The sequence below is a fragment of the Acinetobacter sp. UBA3025 genome (genome assembly GCF_002367915.1).
Taxonomy (GTDB): Bacteria; Pseudomonadota; Gammaproteobacteria; order Pseudomonadales; family Moraxellaceae; genus Acinetobacter.
On sequence record NZ_DFDO01000149.1, the window covers coordinates 1 to 3,768 of the forward strand.

Here is a 3,768-nt window from a genome sequence, read left to right on the forward strand (position 1 = left end):
AAATATATCAATTACTGGTGGCCACATATTCCAGCTTGGGTATCTGTACTCATTTTCTTTTTAGCGGTAACCCTTGCCAATCTGGCCAATGTCAAAATTTATGGTGAGTCTGAATTCTGGCTATCGATGATTAAAGTCTTAGCTATCATTGCAATGATTATCTTTGGCATATATTTACTCCTCACTGCCGATGCAACTTCAACCGCTTCGATCAGCAATTTATGGATTCATGGTGGATTTTTTCCGAATGGCTTTGATGGGCTGTTTTATATGCTCGCCTTTATGATGTTTGCTTTTGGTGGTATTGAGCTGATTAGTATGGCAGCGGCAGAAACCGAAAATCCTGACAAGAACATTCCACGTGCCGTGAATCAAACTGTGATTCGGGTATTTTTATTTTATACCTGCTCGCTTGCCGTATTACTTTCACTTGTACCATGGAATCAGCTAAATTTAGGCGATTTAGATCATAGTCCATTTGTAATGATTTTCAGCCAGATGGGGATTGAATGGGCTGCACATTTACTGAATTTCATTATTTTAACTGCTTCACTTTCAGTCTGTAATAGTGGCATGTATGCCAATAGCCGTATGTTGATGGGGCTGGCTCAACAAGGGAATGCATCACAATTATTTAAGAGCGTAAATAAACATGGTGTGCCTGTGGCTGCGGTATTGTTCTCAGCATTTCTGATCTTTGGCTGTGTGATCCTGAATTACTTTGTGCCTGAAAAAGCTTTGAGTTACCTGATTTATATTGTGGTAGCAGCTGCGGTATTGAACTGGATGATGATCAGTTTGATTCATTTGAAATTTAGACAAGCCATCAAACGAAAGGGGATTCAAACCGGATTCCCAGCGATCTTTGCGCCGTTTAGCAACTATTTTGTTTTAGCTTTTATGCTGATGATTTTATACATCATGTGGACACAAGGCTTTATGTTGTCAGTGTTAATGTTGCCGGTGTGGATTGCGGTGTTGTTTGGCGTGTTTAAGTTTCTGAATAAAAGGAATGCTTAAGCCTAAAATCTCCAATCAGAAGAAGCCCGACCAGAAATGATTGGGCTTTTTTCATATTGTCGCAATATCTAAAGCTTTTAGATGAGTTAAGGTTTATTTTGATCTTAGTGGCAGAATATACTGAATACAGTCTTTAAGGTCATTTCCCAATAAAGGAAAGATGGTCCAAGCACGAAGCAGTTGCTGTTTATGAAAACCTGTTTTTTCTAACACTTGTCTTGACGCTAAATGTTCAGTAGCACAAAAGGTTTCAATTCTATTGAGTTTTTTAGTTTGTTTTAAAAATTGGATCACTGAAGTCATCGCTTCACACATCAAACCTTGTCCCTGATAAGGAGTCCCAAGCCCGAAGTGAATTTCTCCAATGTCATGCCTTTGTATAAAGATCAAAATACCCATAGGTTGCTGGGTTAAATGATCTGCAATAATCCACATAAACTCAGGATCTGAGTTTTCCCACTTTTGTCCCGCCCAGTTTTCTAAAGTTTGTCGAGTTTGAGTTTGGTTCCGATGTGGATGTCTTTGCAAATATTTTGACGCTGCTAGATCGCTAAAATAGTTTTGAAATAAATTGATTTCATCACCACAGTGGTAGGAGCGAAGAATTAAACTCTTTGTCTTTAATGTTATTGGTTTGATCTTAGTCATCGGTGGTATCTGCACTTATTTTTCTAATGTTCGTAATAATTCAATTCGTACTTTTTCTGCTTTCTTTAATTTCGATATTACTAATTCATAAGAATTCTGTACTAGGTCCTCAATCAGAGGTTCATCCAATTCATTATTTTCATACACTGAAATCCAGTGCCGTTTATTCATATGCCAGCCTGCGTGGATATAAGAGTAACTATCTCGCAGCATAGCAGCATGATCAGGCGCTACTTTTAAATTAATGACAGCTTTGCCTTGAAGATAGAACTGAAGCATAAAGACTTTATCTAGCACTTTGAATACATCACAACCTTCACCGAAAGGCTGAGTCACAGTGACTTCAGGAAATTTTAAAGCTAATGATGCTGCAAGTTGATGTAAGGTCATAAGTTATGAATAAACCTAAATAAAACTGTGGATAATGCTTGAATTATCCACAGTTTTTGGTCGTCTTGTGAATAAATTAAGATGAACAACTTACCATGACTTCAGGTACATCACTCGGCAATGGCCCTAGATCGTCAGGGTGTTCCAGATCTGGCTGTTTTAAATAAGGCTGACTCAATAATTTAAACAGGCGATCGACTTCGGAAAAGTCATCCCGCTCAGCCAGTTCAATTGCTTTCTGTGCCATGTGATTGCGCAGGATATAGTATGGATTGACGAGTTGCATGGCGGCATCTAATTCTTCAATATCCTGATGTTCGCGGATCGCTTCATATTGAGTCAGGAATGCTTCAAACTGACGGCGATCCAAACAATCATCCTTGATTGCTTCATATTCATGATTTTGCAGTCGAATAAAGCTTTGCGTATAGTCGAGTTGCTCGCTTTGCAAGATTCTGAGAAAAGCCATAGCGCAGTCAAAACTGTCTTTGTGAAAATTCGGTAAGCCCATTTTCTGGTTTAGGCCATGCTTATAATGTTCCAGGAAAGTCGGTTCATAATGTTCCAGACATTGGGCCAGATCCTGTTTCCATTGTTCTTCATCATAGTTTTCAGGACATAATGGAATCAGGTTATTCAGCCACATCCACAAGTTCCAGTGGCCGATGCTTGGTTGCTGCTGATAAGTATAACGACCCTGATAATCCGAGTGGTTATTAATCCAGTTGGGACGGAAACGCTCCATAAAACCATAAGGGCCAAAGTCTAGCGTTGAACCAGTAATATTCAGGTTGTCAGTGTTCATGACACCATGCGCAAATCCGACCAGCTGCCATTTGGCAATCATCACTGTCGTGCGCTGAATCACTTGGGTAGCAAATGCCAGAATAGGCTGTTCTGCTTGCAGACATTGCGGATAATGCCATTCCATACATTTTTGTGTGAATACAGGCAATAGGTCTGGCTGATACTGATTGATCCATTCAAAATGTCCAAATCGGATATGACAGTCAGACGTCCGTAATAGCATTGCACCCGGTTCCAGTTTTTCACGCTGTACACCTTGAGCAGAAGAGGTAAAACCAACCGCATTACTGGACTCTACACCTAGTGCATTTAAGGCATGTCCGGCCAGATATTCCCGAATTACCGAGCGTAAGACTGCACGACCATCTCCCATACGCGAATACGGCGTTGCACCAGCACCTTTCAAATGCAGGTCAATGGTCTGATGATCTTTATCTAGAATCTGGGCGATTAATAAACCACGTCCATCACCCAATTGTCCTGCCCATTGTCCAAACTGATGGCCAGCATAAACCATGGCCAAAGGTTCAAACTCAGCAAAGGTTTTTTGACCACTACAAATTTCGACCCATTGTGCTTTATCTTCCTCAGACCATTGCAGTTGATCCGCAAGCGCAGCATTAAAATGTCCCGCTTTAGTACCTTTTAAAGGTAGCGGGGGCTGATGATGATAAAGGCGAGGAGGGAGAGTCTGATATCGGGAATTAAAATACATGGCAGTTAAAATACTTAGGCAATAGAAGCAATATAACAAAGATCTCTGTTTAAAACTGTTGTAAAAGGAAAGTATAAGTAAGACGAGTAGAAATAAAAAAAGCTCCTGATTTCAGGAGCTTTTTTAAGAATTCAAATCTTATTGAGAGACAGGCGCTTTTTTCAAATTACGTACTAACAGATTCAGTG

The 3,768-nt window shown here is 40.0% G+C and carries 4 protein-coding genes; 1 reads left to right on the forward strand and 3 read right to left on the reverse strand.

Annotation, left to right across the window (positions count from 1 at the left end; genetic code table 11):
- On the forward strand, window positions 1-1,020 hold a 1,020-nt coding region (locus B4J23_RS06320), incomplete at its 5' end, for an amino acid permease (RefSeq protein ID WP_291359377.1).
- A gap of 93 nt (window positions 1,021-1,113) precedes the next feature.
- On the opposite strand, the gene B4J23_RS06325 is transcribed toward B4J23_RS06320, so the two are convergent.
- The 3 genes from B4J23_RS06325 to B4J23_RS06335 form a co-directional block, all read right to left on the reverse strand.
- The gene (locus B4J23_RS06325; RefSeq protein ID WP_180068716.1) at window positions 1,114-1,668 is read right to left on the reverse strand and encodes a GNAT family N-acetyltransferase; all 555 of its coding nucleotides are present in this window, start codon (window positions 1,666-1,668) and stop codon (window positions 1,114-1,116) included.
- A 15-nt stretch (window positions 1,669-1,683) separates the two neighbouring features.
- Window positions 1,684-2,058 (reverse strand): MmcQ/YjbR family DNA-binding protein, encoded by a 375-nt coding sequence (locus B4J23_RS06330; protein ID WP_291359381.1) that lies wholly within the window; start codon window positions 2,056-2,058, stop codon window positions 1,684-1,686.
- Between the two features lie 76 nt (window positions 2,059-2,134).
- Complete coding sequence (locus B4J23_RS06335) at window positions 2,135-3,580, reverse strand: protein adenylyltransferase SelO (protein WP_291359383.1); 1,446 nt, start codon at window positions 3,578-3,580, stop codon at window positions 2,135-2,137.
- Window positions 3,581-3,768 lie beyond the last annotated feature (188 nt).

Coding starts and splice junctions, on each gene's coding strand:
- B4J23_RS06325 (WP_180068716.1), bottom strand. CDS start 1,668: ATGACTAAGATCAAACCAATAACATTAAAGACAAAGAGTTTAATTCTT.
- B4J23_RS06335 (WP_291359383.1), bottom strand. CDS start 3,580: ATGTATTTTAATTCCCGATATCAGACTCTCCCTCCTCGCCTTTATCAT.
- B4J23_RS06330 (WP_291359381.1), bottom strand. CDS start 2,058: ATGACCTTACATCAACTTGCAGCATCATTAGCTTTAAAATTTCCTGAA.